Annotated in this window: 16 protein-coding genes and 2 pseudogenes; all 18 read left to right on the top strand. The window is 30.2% G+C overall.

All coding sequences use genetic code 11. From position 1 onward, the window contains the following. A pseudogene (locus SA378_RS00090) lies at positions 1-403 on the top strand (ATP-dependent DNA helicase RecG); the annotation flags it as partial. Then, positions 404-1,621 (top strand): DNA-processing protein DprA, encoded by a 1,218-nt coding sequence (locus SA378_RS00085; RefSeq protein WP_318523959.1) that lies wholly within the window; start codon positions 404-406, stop codon positions 1,619-1,621. A gap of 36 nt (positions 1,622-1,657) precedes the next feature. Beyond that, positions 1,658-2,665, top strand: a complete 1,008-nt coding sequence (locus SA378_RS00080; protein WP_318523958.1) for a Wadjet anti-phage system protein JetD domain-containing protein — start codon at positions 1,658-1,660, stop codon at positions 2,663-2,665. Between the two features lie 10 nt (positions 2,666-2,675). Continuing rightward, entirely contained in the window at positions 2,676-4,298 is a 1,623-nt protein-coding gene (locus tag SA378_RS00075; protein WP_318523957.1) for a hypothetical protein, read from the top strand. Then, positions 4,282-4,989: a DUF6063 family protein gene (locus SA378_RS00070; protein WP_318523956.1), complete on the top strand. Its 708-nt coding sequence runs from the start codon at positions 4,282-4,284 to the stop codon at positions 4,987-4,989. Before SA378_RS00075 ends, SA378_RS00070 begins: the two co-directional genes overlap by 17 nt. Next, on the top strand, positions 4,982-9,403 hold the full coding sequence (locus SA378_RS00065) for a hypothetical protein (RefSeq protein ID WP_318523955.1): 4,422 nt from the start codon (positions 4,982-4,984) through the stop codon (positions 9,401-9,403). Before SA378_RS00070 ends, SA378_RS00065 begins: the two co-directional genes overlap by 8 nt. Positions 9,404-9,629: 226 nt before the next feature. Beyond that, positions 9,630-9,830, top strand: coding sequence for a hypothetical protein (locus SA378_RS00060; RefSeq protein ID WP_318523954.1), 201 nt, complete (start codon positions 9,630-9,632; stop codon positions 9,828-9,830). 302 nt (positions 9,831-10,132) lie between these two features. Next, positions 10,133-10,714: a hypothetical protein gene (locus tag SA378_RS00055; RefSeq protein WP_318523953.1), complete on the top strand. Its 582-nt coding sequence runs from the start codon at positions 10,133-10,135 to the stop codon at positions 10,712-10,714. Positions 10,715-10,762: 48 nt separating this feature from the next. After that, positions 10,763-11,095, top strand: a complete 333-nt coding sequence (locus tag SA378_RS00050) for an ADP-ribosylglycohydrolase family protein (RefSeq protein WP_318523952.1) — start codon at positions 10,763-10,765, stop codon at positions 11,093-11,095. 179 nt (positions 11,096-11,274) lie between these two features. Continuing rightward, complete coding sequence (locus SA378_RS00045; RefSeq protein ID WP_318523951.1) at positions 11,275-12,603, top strand: ATP-binding protein; 1,329 nt, start codon at positions 11,275-11,277, stop codon at positions 12,601-12,603. Between the two features lie 2 nt (positions 12,604-12,605). Then, positions 12,606-13,265 carry an RloB domain-containing protein gene (locus SA378_RS00040; RefSeq protein WP_318523950.1) on the top strand — a complete coding sequence of 220 codons (660 nt, stop codon included), beginning with the start codon at positions 12,606-12,608 and terminating at the stop codon, positions 13,263-13,265. A gap of 117 nt (positions 13,266-13,382) precedes the next feature. Next, positions 13,383-14,891, top strand: a complete 1,509-nt coding sequence (locus SA378_RS00035; protein ID WP_318523949.1) for an IS1096 element passenger TnpR family protein — start codon at positions 13,383-13,385, stop codon at positions 14,889-14,891. A 611-nt stretch (positions 14,892-15,502) separates the two neighbouring features. Further along, positions 15,503-17,098, top strand: a complete 1,596-nt coding sequence (locus SA378_RS00030; RefSeq protein WP_318523948.1) for a transporter substrate-binding domain-containing protein — start codon at positions 15,503-15,505, stop codon at positions 17,096-17,098. Then, on the top strand, positions 17,073-18,416 hold the full coding sequence (locus tag SA378_RS00025; protein ID WP_318523947.1) for a sigma-54 dependent transcriptional regulator: 1,344 nt from the start codon (positions 17,073-17,075) through the stop codon (positions 18,414-18,416). Before SA378_RS00030 ends, SA378_RS00025 begins: the two co-directional genes overlap by 26 nt. 225 nt (positions 18,417-18,641) lie before the next feature. Then, positions 18,642-19,883: a sodium/glutamate symporter gene (gene gltS / locus SA378_RS00020; RefSeq protein WP_318523946.1), complete on the top strand. Its 1,242-nt coding sequence runs from the start codon at positions 18,642-18,644 to the stop codon at positions 19,881-19,883. A 47-nt stretch (positions 19,884-19,930) separates the two neighbouring features. Beyond that, entirely contained in the window at positions 19,931-20,830 is a 900-nt protein-coding gene (gene ftcD, locus SA378_RS00015) for a glutamate formimidoyltransferase (RefSeq protein WP_318523945.1), read from the top strand. Positions 20,831-20,924: 94 nt separating this feature from the next. Then, a complete protein-coding gene (locus SA378_RS00010) occupies positions 20,925-21,488 on the top strand; it encodes a cyclodeaminase/cyclohydrolase family protein (protein ID WP_318523944.1) in 564 nt (187 codons plus the stop codon). Between the two features lie 88 nt (positions 21,489-21,576). Continuing rightward, positions 21,577-21,780 (top strand): annotated as a pseudogene (locus SA378_RS00005) (hypothetical protein); the annotation flags it as partial. Positions 21,781-21,991: the final 211 nt, after the last annotated feature.

Genomic DNA, 21,991 nt, shown 5'->3' with positions numbered 1-21,991 from the left:
TAATGATTTAATTGATGCATCTGCAGAATTGCTTAATCAATTTATTATAGATAATAATATAGATTGGGTAACTTCTGTCCCGTCACTAAGGCATCCTGATTTGGTAAGAAGTTTCGCTAAGAGACTTGCAATTAAATTGAGATTACCATATTATGAATCTATAATAAAAACAAAAAATGTTAAACAGCAAAAAGAATTACATAATAGCAATATGCAGTTTAAAAATGCATGGGATAGTTTTGATGTTTTTGAAGTTAAAACTGGTAATGTCCTACTCGTTGATGATATGGTTGATTCAAGATGGACATTTACTGTATGCGGATATAAATTGATTTCTAACGGTTCTGGTAAAGTATATCCATTTGCTTTGTCAAATACCGCGGGATCTGGAGGAGATGATTAAATGTTTACAGACAATGCGTATGTTACTATTTTAATGTGCAGCCACCTGGGAGTTAAAAATGGAAATTTTAGACCATATACTGCTTTACAATGGAGTGAACTTGGTCAGAAAATTGTTAATTCAAATGTTGGTGAGCCTGCAAATTTATTAAATATGGATAAGGTTAGTATTATTAATAATATTAAAATTAGCGATGAAGAAGGTGATAGAATTGTTAATTTGCTTTCAAGAGGAGCAAATTTAGCATTCATGCTTGAAGAAATGGGTAGAAAAGGAGTTTCTATAGTGACAAGAAGTGATAAAAAATACCCTCAAAAGCTCAAATCAATACTTAAGAAACATTCACCTCCGCTACTATATTATTGTGGTAATTTATCCTTGGCAAATAAGACAGGTATAGGAATCGTCGGTTCTAGAAATATTGATGAAGAAGGTGCGAATTTTGCACAACTGTTAGCTAAAAAGGCTGCAGATGAAAATTTGGTTGTATTTTCAGGTGGAGCAAAAGGTGTTGATACAATTTCTGAATCAACGGCCTTAAATAATAATGGCTATGTTGTGTCTATATTGGCAGATTCCCTAGATAGAAAAATTAAAAATAAGGATGTTCGTGATAATATTCGTAGCGGGAAACAGCTTTTAATATCTGCAAATAACCCTGATGCTCCCTTTAGTGCTGCAAGTGCTATGAATAGAAATAAATATATCTATGCATTGTCAAATGGTACATTTGTTGTTGCGTCTGATTACAATAAAGGCGGTACTTGGGCAGGTGCAGTTGAAAACATTAAAAATGAATGGGTGAATACATTTGTTTGGAATAATAAGAAGTATATGGGAAATTCAGAGCTTATCAAAAAGGGTGCAATAGCTGTAGATAATATTAATAATGTATCAATTATAGATTTAATAAGTAGGAAAATTGAAAAAGCAGATCAAATAAATATTTTTGAGCTTGATAAGAATGTTGAGGTTTCAATTGAAAAAGAAAACATTATAAATGAAAATGATACAGAATATATCAAATCTGACTTTGATGTGTATAACACAATAGTTGATTTATTTTTGGATTTTCTAAAAGAACCTAAGACTGTTGAAGATATTACAGCTTCATTAAATATAACAAAATCTCAAGCAACAGCATGGATAAATAGGGCACTGAGCGAAGGAAAAATTAACAGAGTCAACAAACCTGTTCGATATATTGTGAATGAATAAGGAAATCAATCATATGGAGTTATAGAAGGAGCTAATATGCATAATGTAAATAAAATTAAAACCAATCGTTTTACATATGAAGCAATAATGGACAGCTTTAATATAGTTTCCTATGATGAGCTTAAAATAGTTGTTGATGAAATGATTGAAAATAATAAAATTAAACCTATTAAATCAAAGGGAATGACGTCATTTTTTCCTAAGATTTATTGTGAGTATAGAAAGGTTACAGAAAAAAAGGATTATACAGAATTAAAAAATGAAATACTTAAGCTTAATCCTAGACTTAATATATCAAGATATTTAAATAACCCAGAACTATATGAAGAACTACGAGAGCAAATATTGAAATTAAGTAACTTTTTATGGAATAAAAAAGAAAGCTTAAATAATGAAATGTCAGTAAAAGAACGATCCTTTGAGATTTGGGGAGATGAAAAATTTTTAGAAAGCAAAGAAGGTAAAAGTATTCTTACATTCAATAAGTTTGATAATGAATATCTTAATTTTTACTATGCTCCAGAGCCTTTTTTCTGTACAGAAATAAAAAAGAAAAACAAGGATGCAAATGTACTTGTTATTGAAAATAAGGACACCTGGTATTCTATAGGAAAAGCTTTAAATTCGTCTGAAAAGAAATTGTTATATAATATAGAAATAAATTATTTAATATATGGGGAAGGAAACAAAGTTACAAGAAAAAATGCCCTTACTGATTTTATAAATGTAATATCTGATTCTCCTAGAAATATATATTATGCCGGCGATATTGATGTTGCAGGAATTAATATGCTGTATAATTGTGATAGCAACAATGAATGTACGATTGTGCCGTTCATGCCTTTGTATAAAAACATGGTATTAACTGTAGAGGTAGATAAAATGAATAAAACTGATGATAACAGAGGAAAAGATTATAATAAGGAATTTTTAGCTGAATTTAATGAGAGTGAAAAAATGATGGTTAGAGAGATTTTGGACAGCAACAAGAGAATACCTCAGGAAATTTTAAGCTATCAGGACTATATAAATGCAGTTCAATAAAGGTGATAAAATGTTTGATTTTTTGGAAGGATTTCAAGATAGAATGGAATTTGCAGCTATTGTGGATTCTATTATAAATCGCAAAAATACTAATACAGAAATTGAAGGCTGGTTTGAAAAAGATGAACTAGACAATTTATTTTTTTCATTGCTGGTATATATTATGGAACAGACATTAAATGAAAATGATGATTGTACTATGGATAACATTGCAGTATTTTTGGATGATATTTTACCTTATTACAATAGGGACATTTCATTTGAACAGGTTGTAAAGCTATCTGAATATATGATTAAGGATATCCTTCAAAATAAGGGCTTAACAAAGACATTTGGAACCATGAATTATTTTAAATCCTGGGATGAAATAAGAATACGTTTAATAAGTGATAAAATAAGTGATGACGGGAAAATTACATATCAGCTTACTGACCAGGGATACAACTTTTTATTCCGTACAAAAGAAGTAGATAGGGAACTGGACTTCAAGCTGGAACAGCTTAAATTAAAGGAATTACTAAAAAGAAAAAATTATAAGCATGCTTTAAATCAAAGTAAGCAGTTAATCAGCATGCTTAGGCAAAAAAAGCGCGATGTAGATGAATTCATAAACAGAGTAAGAAGAAACATCCATGATGTTGACAGAAATCAATATGAGAAGCTCATAAAAGAAACATACGATTTAATAGATGAAGAATATGAAGGAATGCTTGATTTAAAGGAAGGGGTTATCCAAGATAAGGCTAGAATTAAAAAACAAATTGAAGAAAACGCATATAATGATGATACAATAAAAAATGCTCTGAAAAGCTTGGATGAAATAAACAGAAATCTTCAAATAGTAATAACAGAGCAGAGGAATTTAATAGGCAAAAGATTCAGTATGAATGACATATATGAAGAAACAATAAAAAGCAGCTTCTTTTCATCTATAGTGAAAAGATATGATTTTGAAAAAGAAATTATTACACCTCTTGAAAATATGTCAGATGTGGAGATTAGTAATCTGTGGAAGCTAATGACACCTTTATATGGAACAAAATTAAAAAAGCTATTAAATCTTTCTTTAATTTACCAAAGACAGGGGAAGCTTCGGGAAGTAGATGGAAATGAAGAAAGCTCTATTGATAACCGCTTAGAAGATGATAAATATATAGAAAAAATTAAAGAGCAAAATGAAGTAAATTACGGGATAATAGAAAGCTTGTTCAAATATGCAAGAAAATTAGATACCTCAGAATTTACTTTTTCTGGCTTTTATACTCATATAGCCGAAAATCACATAAGACTTAGTGCCTGTATTAAAGACAAAAGAATATTTCTTATAATGCTGAAATTGTATGAAATAGGGGTAATAGATATTGATGAGTGGAAAAAAAGAGATAATAAACAAGATATTATAGCTGAGGCAAATGGAGAATTTGATTTAGCATGGTGCTTAAATAAGCTGGAGGGCAGGCAGGATGATTACTATAATATCTCAAAAATTAGTATAGAAAAAGTAAATTCGAAATTCAAAGTACCTATTGAAGAAAAATTCGGAGAAGAAATAATAAAGAGTATTATTGAAATGAATGATTTCAGGATAACAGCAATGATGTCAAAAACAAAGGTGGGTGAAGAAATTGATTAAAAGTGCTTTAAAAATATATTATAATTTGCTTGAAAAGGGTCAGATAGATAATAAAAACGATAGTGAGCTGTTTTTTGAATATAAAAAGGGTGAGGTAAGAGAGCTTTTGTATCAATTTGAGGAAGAGCTCGAATTTAAGCTTTTGGATGTTGGTAATACAGTATATCTTATACCCAACTTAGAAAATGACATTTTAGGCTACAGCATGAAGGATTTCAGGGAAAATATAACATCTAATGCAACTATGACTGAAGCATATTTGCAAGCATATATATTTATGACTATATTCTTTTTGTTTTATGGAGGTAAGAATACTAATCCCATACAAAGAGAATTTATTTTAACAAGAGATTTAATTGAATACCTAGATACTAGAATGCAGACATACGTTGATTTAAGAGAAGAATCAGAAGCCTTGGAAGAAAAGTACAGCGTCAATTTTCTAAGAGTGGCAGAATTTTGGCTTAGCAAGCAGGTTGCCAGTGAAGGCAGCAGGAAAACCAAGGTGGGAACAATTTTAAAGGCATATAGTCAGCTTGAAAAGGAAAAATTGATTAGGGTTTTAGAGGACGGAAATCAAATAAGAAGAGAAAAAAAACTGGATGATATTTTTATATATTATTATCTTGATGAAAATAGGATAAAAGAAATTCAAAGTATATTTGAAAAGAAGGTAGATAATTATGCCTAAGATAAATAGATTAAGAGTTATTAATTTTTATTATAACAATGATGTTCGTCACATAGGCGATGAAACATTTTCATTTTACAGTGGAGAAAATGCTCTGTTGAATCTTGCAAATGGAGGGGGTAAAAGTGTTTTAGTCCAGCTTATGCTGCAGCCCATAATTCCTGATTTAAAGCTTCAAAATAGAAATATGCTATCTTATTTTAAAAGGAGCAGCTATCCCGCCTTTATTTTGATTGAATGGCTACTTGATAATGAAATGAAAAAAGACTATTTAATGACAGGAATTTCTATTGCTCCAAAATCATCAACTGATGAAAATTCCGGTAATAGAATTAATTATTTTACATTTACAAGTCATTATGATTCTGCTTGTGATTTTGACCTTGAAATGGTTCCCTTCGTAAGAACTGAAGGAGAGAATCAAATGATACTTTCTTTTGAAAAATCAAGAGAAGCTGTTAAGAAGATTACTAGCAAGTATAGAGAAATGCAATATTTTAGCCGTGATGACTCATCAGCTTACAGGCAACATTTAGCCAGTTTTGGTATTTCTCAGGATGAATGGAAAAATATAATTGCAAAAATGAATAATGATGAAGGTGGCATAGAAGAGCTCTTTGAAAAGTGCAAGACATCAGATAGTGTTTTAAATGAGTGGATTATTAAGACTGTAGAAAAAGTTGTTCAGTCAACAGGAAATGAAGAAGTGCAAATACAAGATCTGTTTGAGGGATTGGTTATCAATACAGTAAGAAACAAGGAATATATTAATGATCAACAAATTATTAAGAATTATTTTAATGAGCATATTAAACTAGAAGGGTCATTGGGAAAAGTTTGTGAAGCCTTAGATAACTTTGATAAATCTAAAACTGAGCTGAATCTCATGTATAGCACATTAAACAGTGAAATAAAAAATCTCGATATTGAGCTTAATAATATTGTGGTTGATAGAGAAAAACTAAATGAGCAATTAAATCACATATTAAAGGAAGAGTTTTCTCAGAAATATTATGAAGCTGAAGAAACGTATCTTGAAAATAAGGAAATAGAAAATGAATGTAAAGCTTTGTTTGAAAAATATAAAGAAGAACATAGGATAAAAACTAGGGAAAAAAATATACAAGAAGCTGCAAAATTATATAACAGTTGCAATGAGCTAAAGGGATTGATTAAAGGACTTTCTACACAAATAGATACTTTGAGAAGTGGTACTCCTGATGCAGAAAGACTTAAATCACTAAAATATTCCTTAAAAAACATATATAACAGTCGGAAAAATGATAATGAGAAACAATCAGAAAATTTAAAAGGTTATATTTCAGCTAACGCTGAAAAGATTACAAAATTAACTGAAAAATTAAAAAAAGACAATAAAGAACTTAATGAAATTTCTAGCAATGCAGGAGGTTTAAGAAACAGTCTTAACTCTTTCAAGAAATATGAGAAGGATGTGTTTGCTGAGCTTGCAACTGAGTTTTCAAGAAATTTGCTGGAGGAAACAGATGAAAAAGAACTGTTTTCTTATGGTGAGAAGCTTAAAAATAACGAAATAAAAGCTGTTTTTGATTATGACTCATGTAAAAAGCAAATTAAAGTGATAAGAAATAAAATTGATGAAATACAGATAGAAAATGTAGAAATTGCTGGATTAGCAACTAGGCTTTCAATTCAATTGGATGGGCTAAATGAAAAATATGAGAAATTTAAAGTTGATAAAGAAACTTGTAGTAAAATTTTGTTAAAAAATGGGATATCAGAAAATTTAATTTACGAAAATGAAGAATTGATTAAAATCCTTAACGAGAAAATGGTAGCCCTAGAAAAAGAAGTGCTCAATGCAAACAACGAAGAACAAAAGTTGTCTGAGATGGTGGAGGGCATAGAAACTAATAAGGTATATCATCCTAAGAGCTTGCTGAAATATTTAGATGACAATGATATTTATTATAATACGGGTGAAAATTATTTAAATAACCTTTGTGAAAAAAACAGGTTACTATTGCTGGAAAGTGATCCTATGATTCCTTTCAGTATAATTGTGGATAAAAAGGATTATAGTATGCTAAATGAAGCATATTTACAAAATGCTTTTTTGAGGCAGATAATACCTGTCACTACCTATGACAAGCTTGATTTATCATTGAATTCAAATAACAATATGGTGGAGCTAAATGAAAAATACTCTCTTATAAGCACATACGAGCCTAAGATTTTCATAGATAAGAAAAAGGAACAATATTTGCAAGGTTTAAAAAATGAAATTATAGCTATAAAAGACAGGAAAGTTCATTTTGCTGATGTAATCCAATTCTTAAGAAGCGGGATAGAGATAATTAAAAGATTTACCTATGATAATAATTACGAAGAAAATATTTTAAATGGTTTAACTCGATGCAAGAAGGAAATTGAAGAAGCAAATGATCATAAAGTTAAGTTATCTGAAGAATTGATAAAGTTAAAAACAGAGCAAGACGAAAAAACTGAAATATTAAAAAATATTGAAGAACAGATTAATAAAATAAAAGGTCAATACAAAATTTTTGCAAAGTTTCAGGAAGAAAACAATTCTTACATGCAGCAGTGGAAAGAGCATAATGAATTAATCAATAAGATGAAGCATTTGCAACGGGAAATTAGTCTTTGCGAAACAGAGAAAACAAGACTCACAGAAGATAATTCAACATTCACGGGAGAATTTAGTTTTTTGTCATATAGACTTGAGCATATAAAGAAAAATCTTCTAATATATTCAGATGCTATTGAAGGAGACTTAATTGTTGAGACGTTAGAGGAACTAGAAAAAGAGTATCAGGTTTTGAATGAACAGCAAGGGCGTACAATAAAAGACCTAGAAGAAAAATTGCAGGATAATAAGAAAGAATTAGATGTAAAGCTACGTGAAATTTCAAGAATTAAGTTAGAGCCTTTTGAATATGAGGGTGTATTAGTTGATGACTTAAAATATGATGCTATACTAGAAGAAATCAAAGAACTTTCAGAAAAAATAGATAAAAAGCAGGAAGAGTTAAATAAGGTAACCAGTAATTTTATTAGGGTAGAAGAAAGATACAAAACAGCTTTGAAAGCATTAAAAGATCAAAACATGTTAAGTGCTTTAGATAATAATGAAATTAGAGGTAATTTTGACAATAGAAGAAAAACAATACGGTTTGAATTAAATAATATAAAGATTAAAGAAGATGAATACAAACAAAAGAATATTTTATATATTCGCTTTAAAGATTTAATAAATATGATAATTGATATAAAGTTACTTCCTCTTAATTCATTCTTTTTGCTTAAAGAAAATGTTGAGCAACAATTTGAAGAATTAAAATATAACTATGATGATGCAAAGAAACATTATGATAATGCTAAAAAGGAATACGTAAAGCTATTTAACAGCATTAAAAAAGACTATGACAACAAACATCAAAGTATAACAGATATTATTAATTCAATAGAGACATTGAATATTGATGAAAGCACATATGACAGGATTTATTATTATTTTGAAGAATTATCAAAAAAAAGAGAAAGCTTAAATAAATTCCTTAGTTTTTATGAGCAGCAGCTTATGAATATTGAGCATACAAAAAAACAAGTCATAGATCAATGTGTAAGCTATGCATCATTAATATATGAAGATATAAAAGCTATAACAGATAAGTCAAGAGTTAAGCTTACAGGTAGAAATAAAAATGTAAAAATGCTTAAGATTGATATGCCAGAAAAAATAAATGATAATGCTAGAAATAGAATGGAGGAGCATATTTCATCTTCCGTTAAAATAATGGCTGATATTTTTGAAAAAAACTTAGAAGACAATAATAAGAAATTTAGAGATAAAATTAAGGGTATAGTTTCAACTAGAGAGCTATTAAATCAATTTATAGGAAGCAGCAAAATTCCTGTGTCTGTTTATAAGGTGGATTTAAATGAAAGCAACAGCGGTTTAAAAAGGTGGGAAGATGCAATTTCTGAAAATTCTGGTGGTGAGAAGTTTGTAGTGTTTTTTACACTTGTTTCTGTGCTTATGTCATATACAAGAGATGCTACCATAAGAAGGATGGGACAGGAAACAATTAATGAGTCAAAGGTTATAATAATGGATAATCCATTTGGTAAAACATCTTCTGAGCACTTGTTAAATGCAATAATGGATATTGCTAAAACATTTAATATCCAACTTATATGTCTATCAGATTTAAGCCAAAGCTCAATAACTAATCGTTTTAATCTAATATTTAGATTGAGTATACGTAAAAGAATGTACAGTGATACAGAGGTTTTAAGAATACAGGATTTTACAATAAACAAGCAGGGCTTATCTGAAGATGAACGACTTGAACATGCAATGATTTATCAAACATCCAAACAGGAAAATATATTTGATTTGTTTGATAATTAGATTGTCATAAAATAAACAATTATAAGGGGGATTAAAATTAGTAATGGCAATTGGCTTTCCTTGAATAGATCAAAGAAAGCAATTAATTAACTTTGAATGTTTTCCCATTTCAAAGTTTATACTTTTGTTTTTAGTATATTATTATATGCATATGAAATAAATATGTGAATGTATGTCTAAGCATTATGATTATTTGAGTAGTTTATACAAAAGGGGTAATTCAATTATGAAATTTGGAATAAGAAAGCCAAGCATTAAAAAGTCCATAAAAGCTAGAACTACCGGAAAATTAAAAAGAAAAGTGAAAAAGGCTATAAATCCGTTCTATGGAAAGAAAGGAATAGGGTGGATTAGAGACCCTAAAAAGGCCATGTATAATAAGATTTATAAAAAAACTACATTTAGTTTTTGGGATTTGTTTAAATAACATAAATGTAAATTTTATTTGTACATACTCTTGGTTCAGCGTTTACTATTTATAAAGATGCAATTAGGATATTAGAGGCGGATTAATATAGTGCATTGGTGTCAGGTGTAAAAAATTGGCAAGAAGAAATTTATATTTTTGGTAAGTATAAAGTGGCGCATAATTGAGACTAATAGAAAAATAAAAAATATAAAATATTAAAATACATTAATATATTAAAACAAATTATAACAATAAGAAAATTTAATTTAATAATATGAAAAGTTGCTTCATAGACAGTAAAGATTATACAGGAGGATTATATGGAAAAATGTCAAATATGCGGCAAAGGTCCAGATTATAAGGGCATGGTATATTTAGCTACAAAAGAAAATGAAAAACCAAAAATAATGTGCAGAGACTGTTATAATAAATATGTTTCTGATATGTTTGGTATTGATGATTATACAGATTTTATAAAAGAAGCAGTTTTTATTGATTGTGATGGTATTGAACATTGCTTTCAAATAGAAAAAATGATTAATCCTATGGGTATCCGATGGGAAGCAAAAGAGTATTTGGATGATGAAAATGTAGGATATTCTTTTGAGGTATGTCAAGAGTTTGATGAAGATTCATTAAGTGCAATAAATAGATTGTATAATAAAATTGAAAATGGATTATCAAAAAAGTTCATTGAAAAGAGAGAATTCTACGGACGTGAATCATTTAATTTAAAAGATAATGTGGCTGAAGGCAGAATCGAATGGGATGACAACTTTGAAGGAGAAATACCAAAGCTTATTATCGATGGACAAAAACTTTCACTTTACGAATTGGGCAAAATGATGATGTCCTGCGAGGGATGGAACTTCAGACTTGAAATTATAGAACCGTCAGAATAATTAACATTTTACGAATTATTTAAGTATTGAATTATAAGGGGTGATTTTGTGTTAGGAGCTATTATTGGTGATATTATTGGTTCTGCTTATGAGTGGAACAATGTTAAGCATAAACAATTTGAATTATTTACTGTTACCACAAACTTTACAGATGATACTGTTATGACTATAGCAACAATTGATGCCATAATAAATAATATACCATTTAATGAAAGTTATAAAAAATGGTTTAGAAAGTATCCTGATGAAGATTATGGCGGAAATTTTTTATGTTGGGGGAATTCAGACAGTCTAGAGCCATACAACAGTTGGGGAAACGGGTCTGCCATGAGGGTAAGCCCTGTGAGCTCAGGCTACTGCTGCAGCAATTTATTTGGCTAAGAATAACAAAGACAAGCATAATTTGAGAGTATTAATTAAAAAGAACAGTACCTCAAACGATTCTTGTAATGATTTTGCAATTATTTTTTAAAATTGAATAACTTATTTGACTTTTGAGCATAATATATGTATAATACAAGTATTATTTTGCTATATTATTGCAGAATGGAGGGAATAATATGATTTTAGAATTCAAAACTAAGAACTATAAATCTTTTGTAGATGAAGCGGTTTTTTCTTTGACGGCTGCGCCTAAGCAAAAAGGTTTAGACTACAGTATGCTGATAGAAAAAGTAAAAGGTAAAAATGTAAAGGGGTTGAGTTCATCTGTAATATATGGGCCCAATGCATCTGGCAAAACAAATATTATTGGTGCAATGGATACTTTCAGGGCTATAGTTTTACGAGGAAATATTAGAAATTCGGAAGAAAAATCTTCACCAAATCCAGCGGCAAGTACATTAGAATTAATACCTAATAATAGTGAGTTTTGTTCAGAGCCTGTTTTATTTTCTATTGATTTTACTGAAAACAGTCTTTTAATTCATTATGCCGTAACTTTGGATTTAGGTTGTTTCTTGGATGATACATATTCCAGAAAGGTATTAAAAGAAGAACTTTATATAAATGAAGAAGAAATATTTACTCGAGAGAATACTCTATCTTTTGGTAATTTGAAAAGCATAAAAAATTATTTAGCCAATTCATTTAATAAAAATGAAGGAAGCATTATTGAAATATCCAAAAACAGTTTAAATGATGAAGAACTTTTTTTGACAAATGGATTCAAATTAATTTTTAGCCAGAATCTTGTAAAACTTATTATAGATTGGTTTTCCAATAAATTTATGGTTATTTATAGAGCTGATTCAATGCAATTAATTAAGCGTTTTATCGACCCGCAAAAGAAAACTGTTTATGTAGAAAAAACTATCAATAATGCTGCGAAATTATTTGGTATTAATTCAAATGCTATAGGATACGTCGTAAGCGAAGATGATAATGATGCTAAATTATGTTCAATTTTCCAAAATGTAAAATATAAAAAGAATTCTGCAATGGCAGCTGAAATATTTGAGTCTTATGGAACAATTCGTTTTGTAAATATGTTTCCGCTGGTAATAAGGGCAATAATGACAGGTGGCACATTGGTAGTTGATGAATTTGATGCATCTATTCATCCCATGGCGTTGATGAATATTATTAACATATTCCATAATGATGATATAAATATTCATCACGCGCAGCTTGTGTTTAATACACATAATCCAATATTTTTAAATTCAAACCTTTTTCGAAGAGATGAGATAAAATTTGTTGAAAGAGATGAAGATACCCATAATAGTGTATTGTACGCTCTTTCTGACTTTGGAACTACGGGTGAAAAAGGTGTGCGTAAACATGAAGACTATATGAAAAATTATTTCATCAGTCAATACGGAGCTATTAAAGATATTGATTTTACATCTATCTTTGAGGAGTTAATTTCTGATATAGGTGAGGTGTAATAATGGCGAAGTTGAAATCAACTAAAAAATATTATTTTAGCGTTGAGGGCGAAACTGAACAGTGGTATTTAAAGTGGTTGCAAGATAAAATAAACGAAACACAGGAAACTATATTCAAAGTGTCTATAGATTGCCCTGTACAAAAAAATCCTTTAAAGCGAGCTAAGTCAATTGTTGTAACCGGTAAGACAGAAATTTACCATATTTCTGATTATGAAAGTGACGAACCAATTCATGTGAAAGAATTCAGAGAAACTATGGATAATATGAAAAAGGCTAAAGAATTGGGTAAGCAAATAACCTATAAGTTTGGTTATACAAATCTTACATTTGATTTGTGGATTGTTTTACATAAGGTTGATTGTAATGGCCAATTTGCACATAGAAGACAATACATTGTTCCTATTAATCGTGCTTTTAATGAGAATTTTGAAAGTATGAATGAGTACAAGCATGAAGATAATTTCAAGCGTATTTTGAATCAGTTAACATTGGTGGATGTAATTGATGCGGTTAACAGAGCAAAATTCATTATGCAATGCAATAAAGAAAATGGATATGTATTGCAAATGTATAAAGGATATAAATACTATAAAGAGAATCCATCATTGGCTATTTGGGAAGTTATCGAAAAAATATTGAAAGACTGCGATTTAATATAGTTTGTGCTAGAATGGTGTGAGATGAAAAAAGGATTATTGAAGTTATGGAAAGTGATTACTCATTATACAGAGAGTATCCATTTTGAAATATAAAACCAATGGTAACTGGAGGATTAAATGGGCAAGTATTATACTTATGAGTTAAAAATAGAGCCAAAGTATTACAAAGACGTATATAGGATTATCAAAATTGACGGTTATCAAACATTAGATGATTTGTCTGATGTAATTCTTTCTACCTTTGATTTTGATAATGATCATTTATATATGTTTAGTTTAAGCAGAGATATACATGACAGCGAAGGATATTTTCATCCCGAAGTTAAAGATATGAAAAACGCTGCTGAAGTTAGTTTAAATGAACTTAATCTCAAGGTGAGAAATAAGTTTTTGTTTTTATATGATTTTGGAGATGAATGGTTGTTTGATATTACGGTTAAAAAAATCGAGCAAAGTGATATACTGAGTTTGACACATGTAAGGGAACAAGCGGGTGTAATAGAACAGTATCCTAATTGGGATGAAGAGGAATGGGAAGAAGAATACGAAGAATTTATGAATGGAACTAATTCAGAAAATAAGATTGAAATCTTAGACAGCAAATTTTCAATGATTGATTTATTATCAAATAATAAACCTTCTGAATTAAAAGCCATAATGAAAAAATTAGGTATTAAGTTATCTAAGGTGTCAAAGGGCGCATCAAAGGCATATGCCACAGAAATAGTTAAATATCTTTCTAATAATAAGGAAAGATTACTTGAGTTGTTGACACCAAGCGCTGCTTATTTATTACTTTGCATTGCCTCGAAGGATAATGATGTTATTATGTTGGAAATAATGAAAACATTGTGTTTAGATATATTAATAAATTTAGGCTTACTGGAAGTCGGTGAAGAAAATGGACAAAGTTCCATTGAAGTAACCAAAGAATTTTATATGTTTTCAAGTTTTTTTAGTGAACAGAAAAGAATGGAAACAATAAAGCAAAGTCATGAGTGTCAAAAGGTTATAATAGCTTTAATAAATTTATATGGTGTTGCCGAATTGGAATTTTTGTATCAAACGTTGAGCGAATATTTAAAAAGAAAAATTAATTTCGAGATTTTAGAAAAAACAGTTATTGCCCCCTTGGTATACTGGGACGAATTGAATGTGCTTGAAAGTGAAGATATAAAAATAGTTACTCTATTTAATGAAACACAAACGAATTTAATCCTTGTAGAACGAAATAATTTTGATATATACAATTACAAAAAATTTAAAGATAATGAAATATCTATTGTAATTTCAGAGGGTATAGCTGGTTTGGCGCCTAGCTCTAATGATTTGATTGAGTATCTTGTATTAGAAAAAGGAATGAATCCAAGCATGGCAGCAATATTTATGGCAGAATTATCTATTTCATGCTTAATTGCGGAAGATAAAGATAATATTTTACAAGATTGTGAAGAAAAATTGAATGATTATTCTTTAAAATTAACAAAAAAAGTTAAAAACATAATATTAAAGATTATTCAACAGCACCCATGTACTTTACTAATGGGATATACGTGGGATGAATATAACAACAGAAACGAAGCAACTGATAAACAACTCAATTTATTTGATGACATACCATTCTGAAAATTCAGTGCCTGACACATAAGTTATAGAAAGATCATTGCATTATATGATTATAGAAAATATTCATAATAAAATAAAAGAAGGTATAATTCGCAGTTTTCATTCTTCCTGAAGAGGAAATAATCTAACTGCTTCATATACCTTGTACTTTATCATCTGTATTTCTATTTAAATTATACCACGGTTAATTTGAAAATCAATTGTTTTATTGCTCAGTGTTTATAATGTTTTACAAGGCTTTCGAACAAAATTTATTAGGAATATGATGTCGCATTTTATGCGACCTTTTCTTTTTGTAAAGACAAGAGAACGATTACCTGCTCCATTGAAGCACTTATAGATTTCATGTTCAGTCATTTCCTTTTGTTTAATTTACTGGGATTGAAAAGGACTTGATTTATAATCAAATGGCTATTATATTTTGATGATTCATAGAAACATTACTTTTATTAAGTTAATATGTAAATGTAGAATTATTTGATGTATATGATATAATGTGAATTACAATGAATATTTATCAATCTACATTGAGACTGAATTTATTATAATATAATTAATATAAAAGTATTTAAAGAGAGAATGAAATCAAAATGAATATGAAGATGGTTATAATGAGAAAGACAACTATAATACTATGCATTTTATTGAATATTACATTATTTCATACATCCTTAGCATATGCCAAAACGTATAGGGTTGCTGGAGATAAACAATTTCCACCGTATGAGTATGTTGATTCTAATGGAATTTATAAAGGTTTTAATGTTGATATACTTAAGTCAATAAGTCTTGTGACTGGATTGGAATTTGAATTTTTTCCCATGAAATGGGAAGATGCCTATAATTCCATTCATAACGGGCAAGCTGATATAATACAAGGAATGAAGGAATCTGAAGAAAGAAGAAGCAAATTTTTATTTTCCGATTCCCTTCTGATGAATTCCCAGTCAATATTCGTATTAGATGGCAATAAAGATATATATAATTTGAGTGATCTATCAGGTAAAACAATTGCCTTACTCAAAGAGGATATTATATATCAGGAAATTAGCCATATTGAAAACATTAAAATAAATCAATATGATTCGTTGGAAGAAGCTCTTCAATCTTTGCTGGATGGTAAAGTTGATGCCCTTATTGGAAACACCCTGACCATCAATTACCTATGCAAAGAGAAAAATGCTATTAAACTGGTTAAGATAGTAGGGGATGCTCTTAATGAGCAAAAGTATTCCATAGCAGTGGGCAAAGGCAATGAAGTCCTTTTAAAAAAACTTAATGAGGGGATTTATGAAATTCAAAAGAATGGGATGTATGATTCATTATATAGAAAGTGGTTTGGAACACCTATAAAAAATACAAGAGCGCAGCTTGAGACTTTATTGAAATTTGCTTTTGGAGCATGTGCTGTCCTGTTAGCCGTGATTTTATCCATTCATAGTTTCAACAACAAATTAAAGAAAGTGATTGAAGAAAAAACAATGGAGCACAAAGTGCTTATAAATGAGCTTAGACGTTATGATAAGATGCAGTTTATGGATAAGATTATATCCTCGGTTGCCCATGAAATACGAAATCCTCTTACATCAATAAAAATATACACAAGTCAGATGAAAAATAAAATAGACAACAAGGAATTTTTGTTAGCTGCCTCAGAGGATATTCCCGAAGAAATTGACAGGATAGATGGACTTATTAAGGAATTTATGGAATATACTTCTCCTAAAAAACCTGTTATTGAAAACCTCAATTTATATGAAGAGTTAATAAATTCAATTAAGCTTGTAAAACTTCAGATAAAAAATGTAAAACTAAATGTTGAAGTTAGTAAATTATATTATATAAAATTTGATATTTCTCAGTTTAAGCAGATAGTATTAAATATTTTGCTTAACAGTGAACATGCTGTAAGGCAGGTTGAATTACCTGTTATTGAAATATCAGCAATTGAAAAGGATGATGATATTGTATTATATTTTAAAGACAACGGTTACGGTATGAATAAAGATGACATACAGTATATTTTTGAACCATTTTATACAAAAAAGATTTCCGGCAGCGGAGTTGGAATGTTTGTTGTTAAGCAGATTGTAGGTGAAAATGGCGGAAGTGTTTTTGCCGAAAGTGATGGCGATGGAAAGGGAATGTGTATTATTTTAAAAGCAAAAAAGGGTGACTTAAATGAAGAACAAACTTTTAATAATTGATGATGAACCAAAAATATTAAGATCTCTAAAATTCCTTTTAGATGATTATTTTGAAATTTATACAAGTGATAATTCAACAGAAGCTTTAAATATTTTTAAAAAAGAAGGAATTTATTTAGTTCTTCTGGATTTAAGATTAAAAGAAGACAATGGGCTTAACCTAATGGAGAAACTGTTGGAATTTGAAACTAATGCTATCATAATTATTATGACTGCGCATTCTACCATAGAAAACTCCATCAACGCTATTAAATCTGGAGCTTATTATTTTATTACTAAGCCTATTGATAATGACCAGCTATTGTTATTGTTAAATACTGCAAATGAAAAGTTAAAAATGCTTCATAAAATTAATCATCTAGAGGTGCATGTAAAAAAGGATATTATTGGGGAATCATCGCATATTAAGGAAATCATGAACATTATAGACAGGATAAAGGATACGGATGCTACAATTCTAATTACAGGAGAAAGCGGTACAGGGAAGGAGCTTATAGCTCAGAAGATTCACCGGTCAAGCAATCGTGCTGATAAGCCATTTGTATCCATAAATTGTGCTGCTATGCCGGGAGAACTTCTGGAAAGTGAGTTGTTTGGATATAAAAAAGGAGCATTTACGGGTGCTTTTAAAGATGAAATTGGAATTATAAGAAGAGCTGATAAAGGAACTCTTTTGCTTGATGAAATAGGCGAAATGGATTTAAGACTGCAATCAAAGCTGTTGAGATTTTTACAAGGAAAAGAAGTAAGACAAATTGGTGATGACAAAGCGTGCAATGTTGATGTAAGAATAATTTGCGTAACTAATAAAAATCTAAAAGCTGAAGTTGAGGCTGGGAGGTTCAGAGAGGATCTTTATTATAGAATAAATGTAATTAATTTAGTAGCTCCTCCTCTTAGGGAACGTATAAATGATTTAAAATATTTAGTACCTTATTTCATTGACAAATACAATATTTCTTTCAATAAAAATATTAAGGGAATTACTGATGAAGCTTATGAAATACTTAGCAACTATAGTTTTAAAGGAAATATAAGGGAATTAGAAAATATTATACAAAGAGCTGTTCTTTTGACTGCTTCTGACTATATTGAACCTGATTTATTGCAAGTTATCCCTCAAAAAATAATAAATAGTTCTAACAAACCTGCTAAAAAATATATTAAGGTATACGAGGGTGAAAACATGAAGGAAATAGAAAAGAAAGTTATAGAGTTTGCTCTCGAGAATAATAATCAGAATAGAAAATGGACTGCTGAAACTCTTGGCATTGGAGAAAGAACATTAAGATATAAAATTAAAGAATATGATTTATAAATAACCCTGCAAAATTTGCACCGTGCAAATTTTGCAGGGTTATTTTTGCAATTTTTGCTGTATAGAGAAATTAAATCTCGCAATAGAGCCATTGATTTCGTTTTCAAAGTTGGCACGGAATGTGCAATATATCAAGCAACTTTATGAGTGCGCAGGGAAAGGAGGGTACACAATAAGCACTGAGCAAAATATAAAGAATTATAATATAAATGGGAGGTATATTAAATGTCTTTTGAAATTATTGAAAATGTTTTTACTATAAAAGCTGATATGACAATGACTACTGCTATGGCAGCTGTATTACTGATTATTGGTTATTTAATCAAGGGTAAAGTGAAATTTTTGGAAAAATACTGCATTCCAGCACCAGTTGTAGGTGGATTTATATTTATGTTAATTACATGGGCGGGTAAGGCTACAGGAGCATTTGCTTTTAATTTTACTACAACACTGCAATCTTTCTTCATGTTAGCCTTTTTTACCACTGTTGGACTTGGTGCAAGTATAGCACTGTTAAAAAAAGGCGGAACTTTATTGATTGTTTATTGGTTAATAGCCGGCGTTGTTTCTATTTCCCAAAATATTATAGGAATTACTATTTCAAGATTAACCGGTATGGAAACAGCCTACGGACTCTTATCAAGTGCTATTACAATGATTGGAGGACATGGTGCCGGTGCTGCATATGGTCTTACTTTTGAAGGTATGGGATATCCTTCAGGACAATTAGTTGGAGCAGCAGCTGCAACCTTCGGATTGATTTCATCTGTTATTGTTGGTGGACCTGTTGCACGTCGTTTAATTGAAAAAAATAACTTAAAACCAGATTACAGTGAAGACCTTGATACAAGTATTACAGAAATAAATGTTGGCAGCGGTGATACTTTGACCGTACTTGATGTTATGAAAAATGTAACTGCTATTCTTGTTTGCATGGCTCTTGGAACTATAGTGTCAGGTTGGATAGGAAAACTAATAGATATGGATTTTCCAACTTACGTAGGAGCAATGTTTGTAGCTGTAATTCTTCGTAATTTAAATGAAAGAACACGTTGGTATAGGTTTGATTATCCATTAGTTGGAGGAATAGGAGATGTTACTCTTGGCCTTTATTTATCAATTGCTATGATGACTTTAAAAATGTGGGAATTAGCAGATCTTGCAGGCCCGATGCTTATAGTATTAATGTGTCAAGTTGTTTTCTTAGTGTTATTTTCATATTTTGTTGTATTCCGTTTGCTTGGAAAAAATTACGATGCGGCTGTAATGTGTGCTGGTTTATTAGGTCATGGTCTAGGTGCAACTCCTACAGCAATAGTTAATCTTACTGCTGTTAATGATCGTTATGGAATGAGTCGTAAAGCCATGATGATAGTTCCAATAGTTGGAGCTTTCTTGGTAGATATCATTTATCAGCCACAAACTGTGTGGTTTATAAAGACTTTTGTTGAAAATTTAGTTAAATAATTTAAAATAGTGATGCCGGCAAAAAACGGCAGAAGATGGAGAAATTTATGAAAAAATTAATGGAATGTGTACCAAATTTTAGTGAAGGTAGAGATGAAGCATTAGTAGAACAAATTATTGATGAAGTCAGAAAAATTGAAGGTATAACAATTTTAGACTATTCATCGGATAAAGACCACAACAGAACTGTTCTTACAATGATTGGTTCTCCAGAACAAGTAAAAGAAGCTGCTATAAATTCTGCAAAAAAAGCTACTGAGCTTATAGATATGTCAAAACACGAAGGCGCGCACCCCAGAATGGGAGCAACAGATGTTATTCCTTTTACACCTGTAGCTTCTGTGACAATAGAGGAATGTGTTAAAATTGCAAAAGAAGTAGGTGCTGAAATAGGAAGTTGGGGTATTCCTGTATATTTATATGAAGATGCAGCAACAAAGCCTAACAGAACAAATCTTACAAGTATAAGAAAAGGCCAATACGAAGGTTTCTTCGAAAAAATCAAAGAAGATGAGTGGAAACCGGATTTTGGGCCTCAAGAAATGAACGCAAAGAGCGGCTGTACAGCAGTGGGAGCAAGAGTTCCTCTAGTAGCATTTAATGTAAATCTAGACACACCAAATGTAGAGATTGCAGATAAAATTGCAAAGCGAGTAAGACATATTGGCGGCGGACTAAGATATGTAAAAGCTATTGGATTAAAACTAGAAGATAGAAATCAAACTCAAGTTTCAATGAATTTGGTTAATTTTGAAAAAACATCGGTTTATCAAGCCTTTGAAATGGTAAAAATGGAAGCAAGAAGATATGGAGTTAATGTAGTAGGCAGCGAAGTTATTGGTACTGTTCCTATGAAATCTCTAATTGATGTTGCAGAGTACTATCTACAAATTGAAAACTTCAATATGAATCAAATATTAGAAAAAAGATTGTTAGATGAGCAGTAAATATTTATAGAGCTATACAGTTTAAGACTCGCCTTTTGGCGAGTCTTAAGCACTATAAAGATTAGAAAACAGTACATAAAAATTGGAGGCATATATGGACTACAAAGATGTATTAGAATTAATTTTGGATACAGATGATGTTACGGTTGGTGGAGGAAGCGCATCAGCTTTATCAGGAGCATTAGCTTGCGGACTTATTGGGATGGTGTGCAAACTGTCTACTAAGAAAGATTTTGGGATTGAAGCAGAAAAACAATTGGAATATGCAAAAGAATTAGAAGAACTTAGAGACAAATTGCTCATGGGCGTATCAGACGATGCAAAAGCTTATGGTGTAATCAGGGATGCATACAAATTGCCAAAAGAGACGGAAGATGAAAAAGAAGCAAGAAAACAAGCTATTGCAAATGCGGGAATAATAGGTGCTTCGACACCAATGGAAAATGCAAAACTTTGCAGAAAAGTATATAATATCGGTATGGAATTACAAGGGAAAACAAACCCTAATTGCATTTCAGATTTAGTTATAGGATGTGAATTTGCAAAAATTGGTACTAACGGATGTTTACTGAACATAGAAGCAAATCTTCCATTAGTAAAGGATAAAACTAAAATTGATGAGTTTAACAAGGCAATGGAAGAGCTGAAAATTGACTAAGTATAGGAGTATGATGTCGCATTTTATGCGACCTTTTCTTTTTGTAAAAGTGATATTCTTCAATCATCAAATAATTGGAGGGTATAAAATGAAACAGAATTTAACGGAATTGGCATTTATATTAGACAGAAGCGGTTCTATGTCAGGTCTTGAGCAGGACACAATCGGGGGCTTTAATTCAATGGTTAGTAGACAGAAAAGTGAAAGTGGAGAGGCTTTTGTGACTACAGTATTGTTTGACAACAATTATGAATTATTACATGACAGGCGTAATATAAGAAACATTAAACCTGATGAACTATTTATAAATTAAAAATTCTATAAAGATTCAAGAAAATTCCATAGAAATAAAATATAAAAAACACAATTTTGTCATAAAACTTCTTTATATTAAGTATATAAAATAAATTTAAGGAGGTCATTAAAATGACAAATATAAAAAAATTAGCAGTACTTGGAGCAGTGGTATTAACAATAGGAGCAACTTCGGTAACGGCATTTGC

This window comes from Sedimentibacter sp. (genome assembly GCF_033447055.1).
In the GTDB taxonomy this organism is placed as follows: Bacteria; Bacillota; Clostridia; order Tissierellales; family Sedimentibacteraceae; genus Sedimentibacter.
Note: the sequence above shows the minus strand (reverse complement) of the source record. Positions and strands in the feature narration are given on the sequence as shown.

Excerpts from the sequence above, each read along its gene's own strand:
- SA378_RS00025 (WP_318523947.1), top strand. The coding sequence starts at position 17,073 with ATGAAGAACAAACTTTTAATAATTGATGATGAACCAAAAATATTAAGA.
- SA378_RS00075 (WP_318523957.1), top strand. The coding sequence starts at position 2,676 with ATGTTTGATTTTTTGGAAGGATTTCAAGATAGAATGGAATTTGCAGCT.
- SA378_RS00055 (WP_318523953.1), top strand. The coding sequence starts at position 10,133 with ATGGAAAAATGTCAAATATGCGGCAAAGGTCCAGATTATAAGGGCATG.
- gltS (WP_318523946.1), top strand. The coding sequence starts at position 18,642 with ATGTCTTTTGAAATTATTGAAAATGTTTTTACTATAAAAGCTGATATG.
- SA378_RS00045 (WP_318523951.1), top strand. The coding sequence starts at position 11,275 with ATGATTTTAGAATTCAAAACTAAGAACTATAAATCTTTTGTAGATGAA.
- SA378_RS00035 (WP_318523949.1), top strand. The coding sequence starts at position 13,383 with ATGGGCAAGTATTATACTTATGAGTTAAAAATAGAGCCAAAGTATTAC.
- SA378_RS00060 (WP_318523954.1), top strand. The coding sequence starts at position 9,630 with ATGAAATTTGGAATAAGAAAGCCAAGCATTAAAAAGTCCATAAAAGCT.
- SA378_RS00085 (WP_318523959.1), top strand. The coding sequence starts at position 404 with ATGTTTACAGACAATGCGTATGTTACTATTTTAATGTGCAGCCACCTG.
- ftcD (WP_318523945.1), top strand. The coding sequence starts at position 19,931 with ATGAAAAAATTAATGGAATGTGTACCAAATTTTAGTGAAGGTAGAGAT.
- SA378_RS00030 (WP_318523948.1), top strand. The coding sequence starts at position 15,503 with ATGAGAAAGACAACTATAATACTATGCATTTTATTGAATATTACATTA.
- SA378_RS00010 (WP_318523944.1), top strand. The coding sequence starts at position 20,925 with ATGGACTACAAAGATGTATTAGAATTAATTTTGGATACAGATGATGTT.
- SA378_RS00080 (WP_318523958.1), top strand. The coding sequence starts at position 1,658 with ATGCATAATGTAAATAAAATTAAAACCAATCGTTTTACATATGAAGCA.
- SA378_RS00065 (WP_318523955.1), top strand. The coding sequence starts at position 4,982 with ATGCCTAAGATAAATAGATTAAGAGTTATTAATTTTTATTATAACAAT.
- SA378_RS00040 (WP_318523950.1), top strand. The coding sequence starts at position 12,606 with ATGGCGAAGTTGAAATCAACTAAAAAATATTATTTTAGCGTTGAGGGC.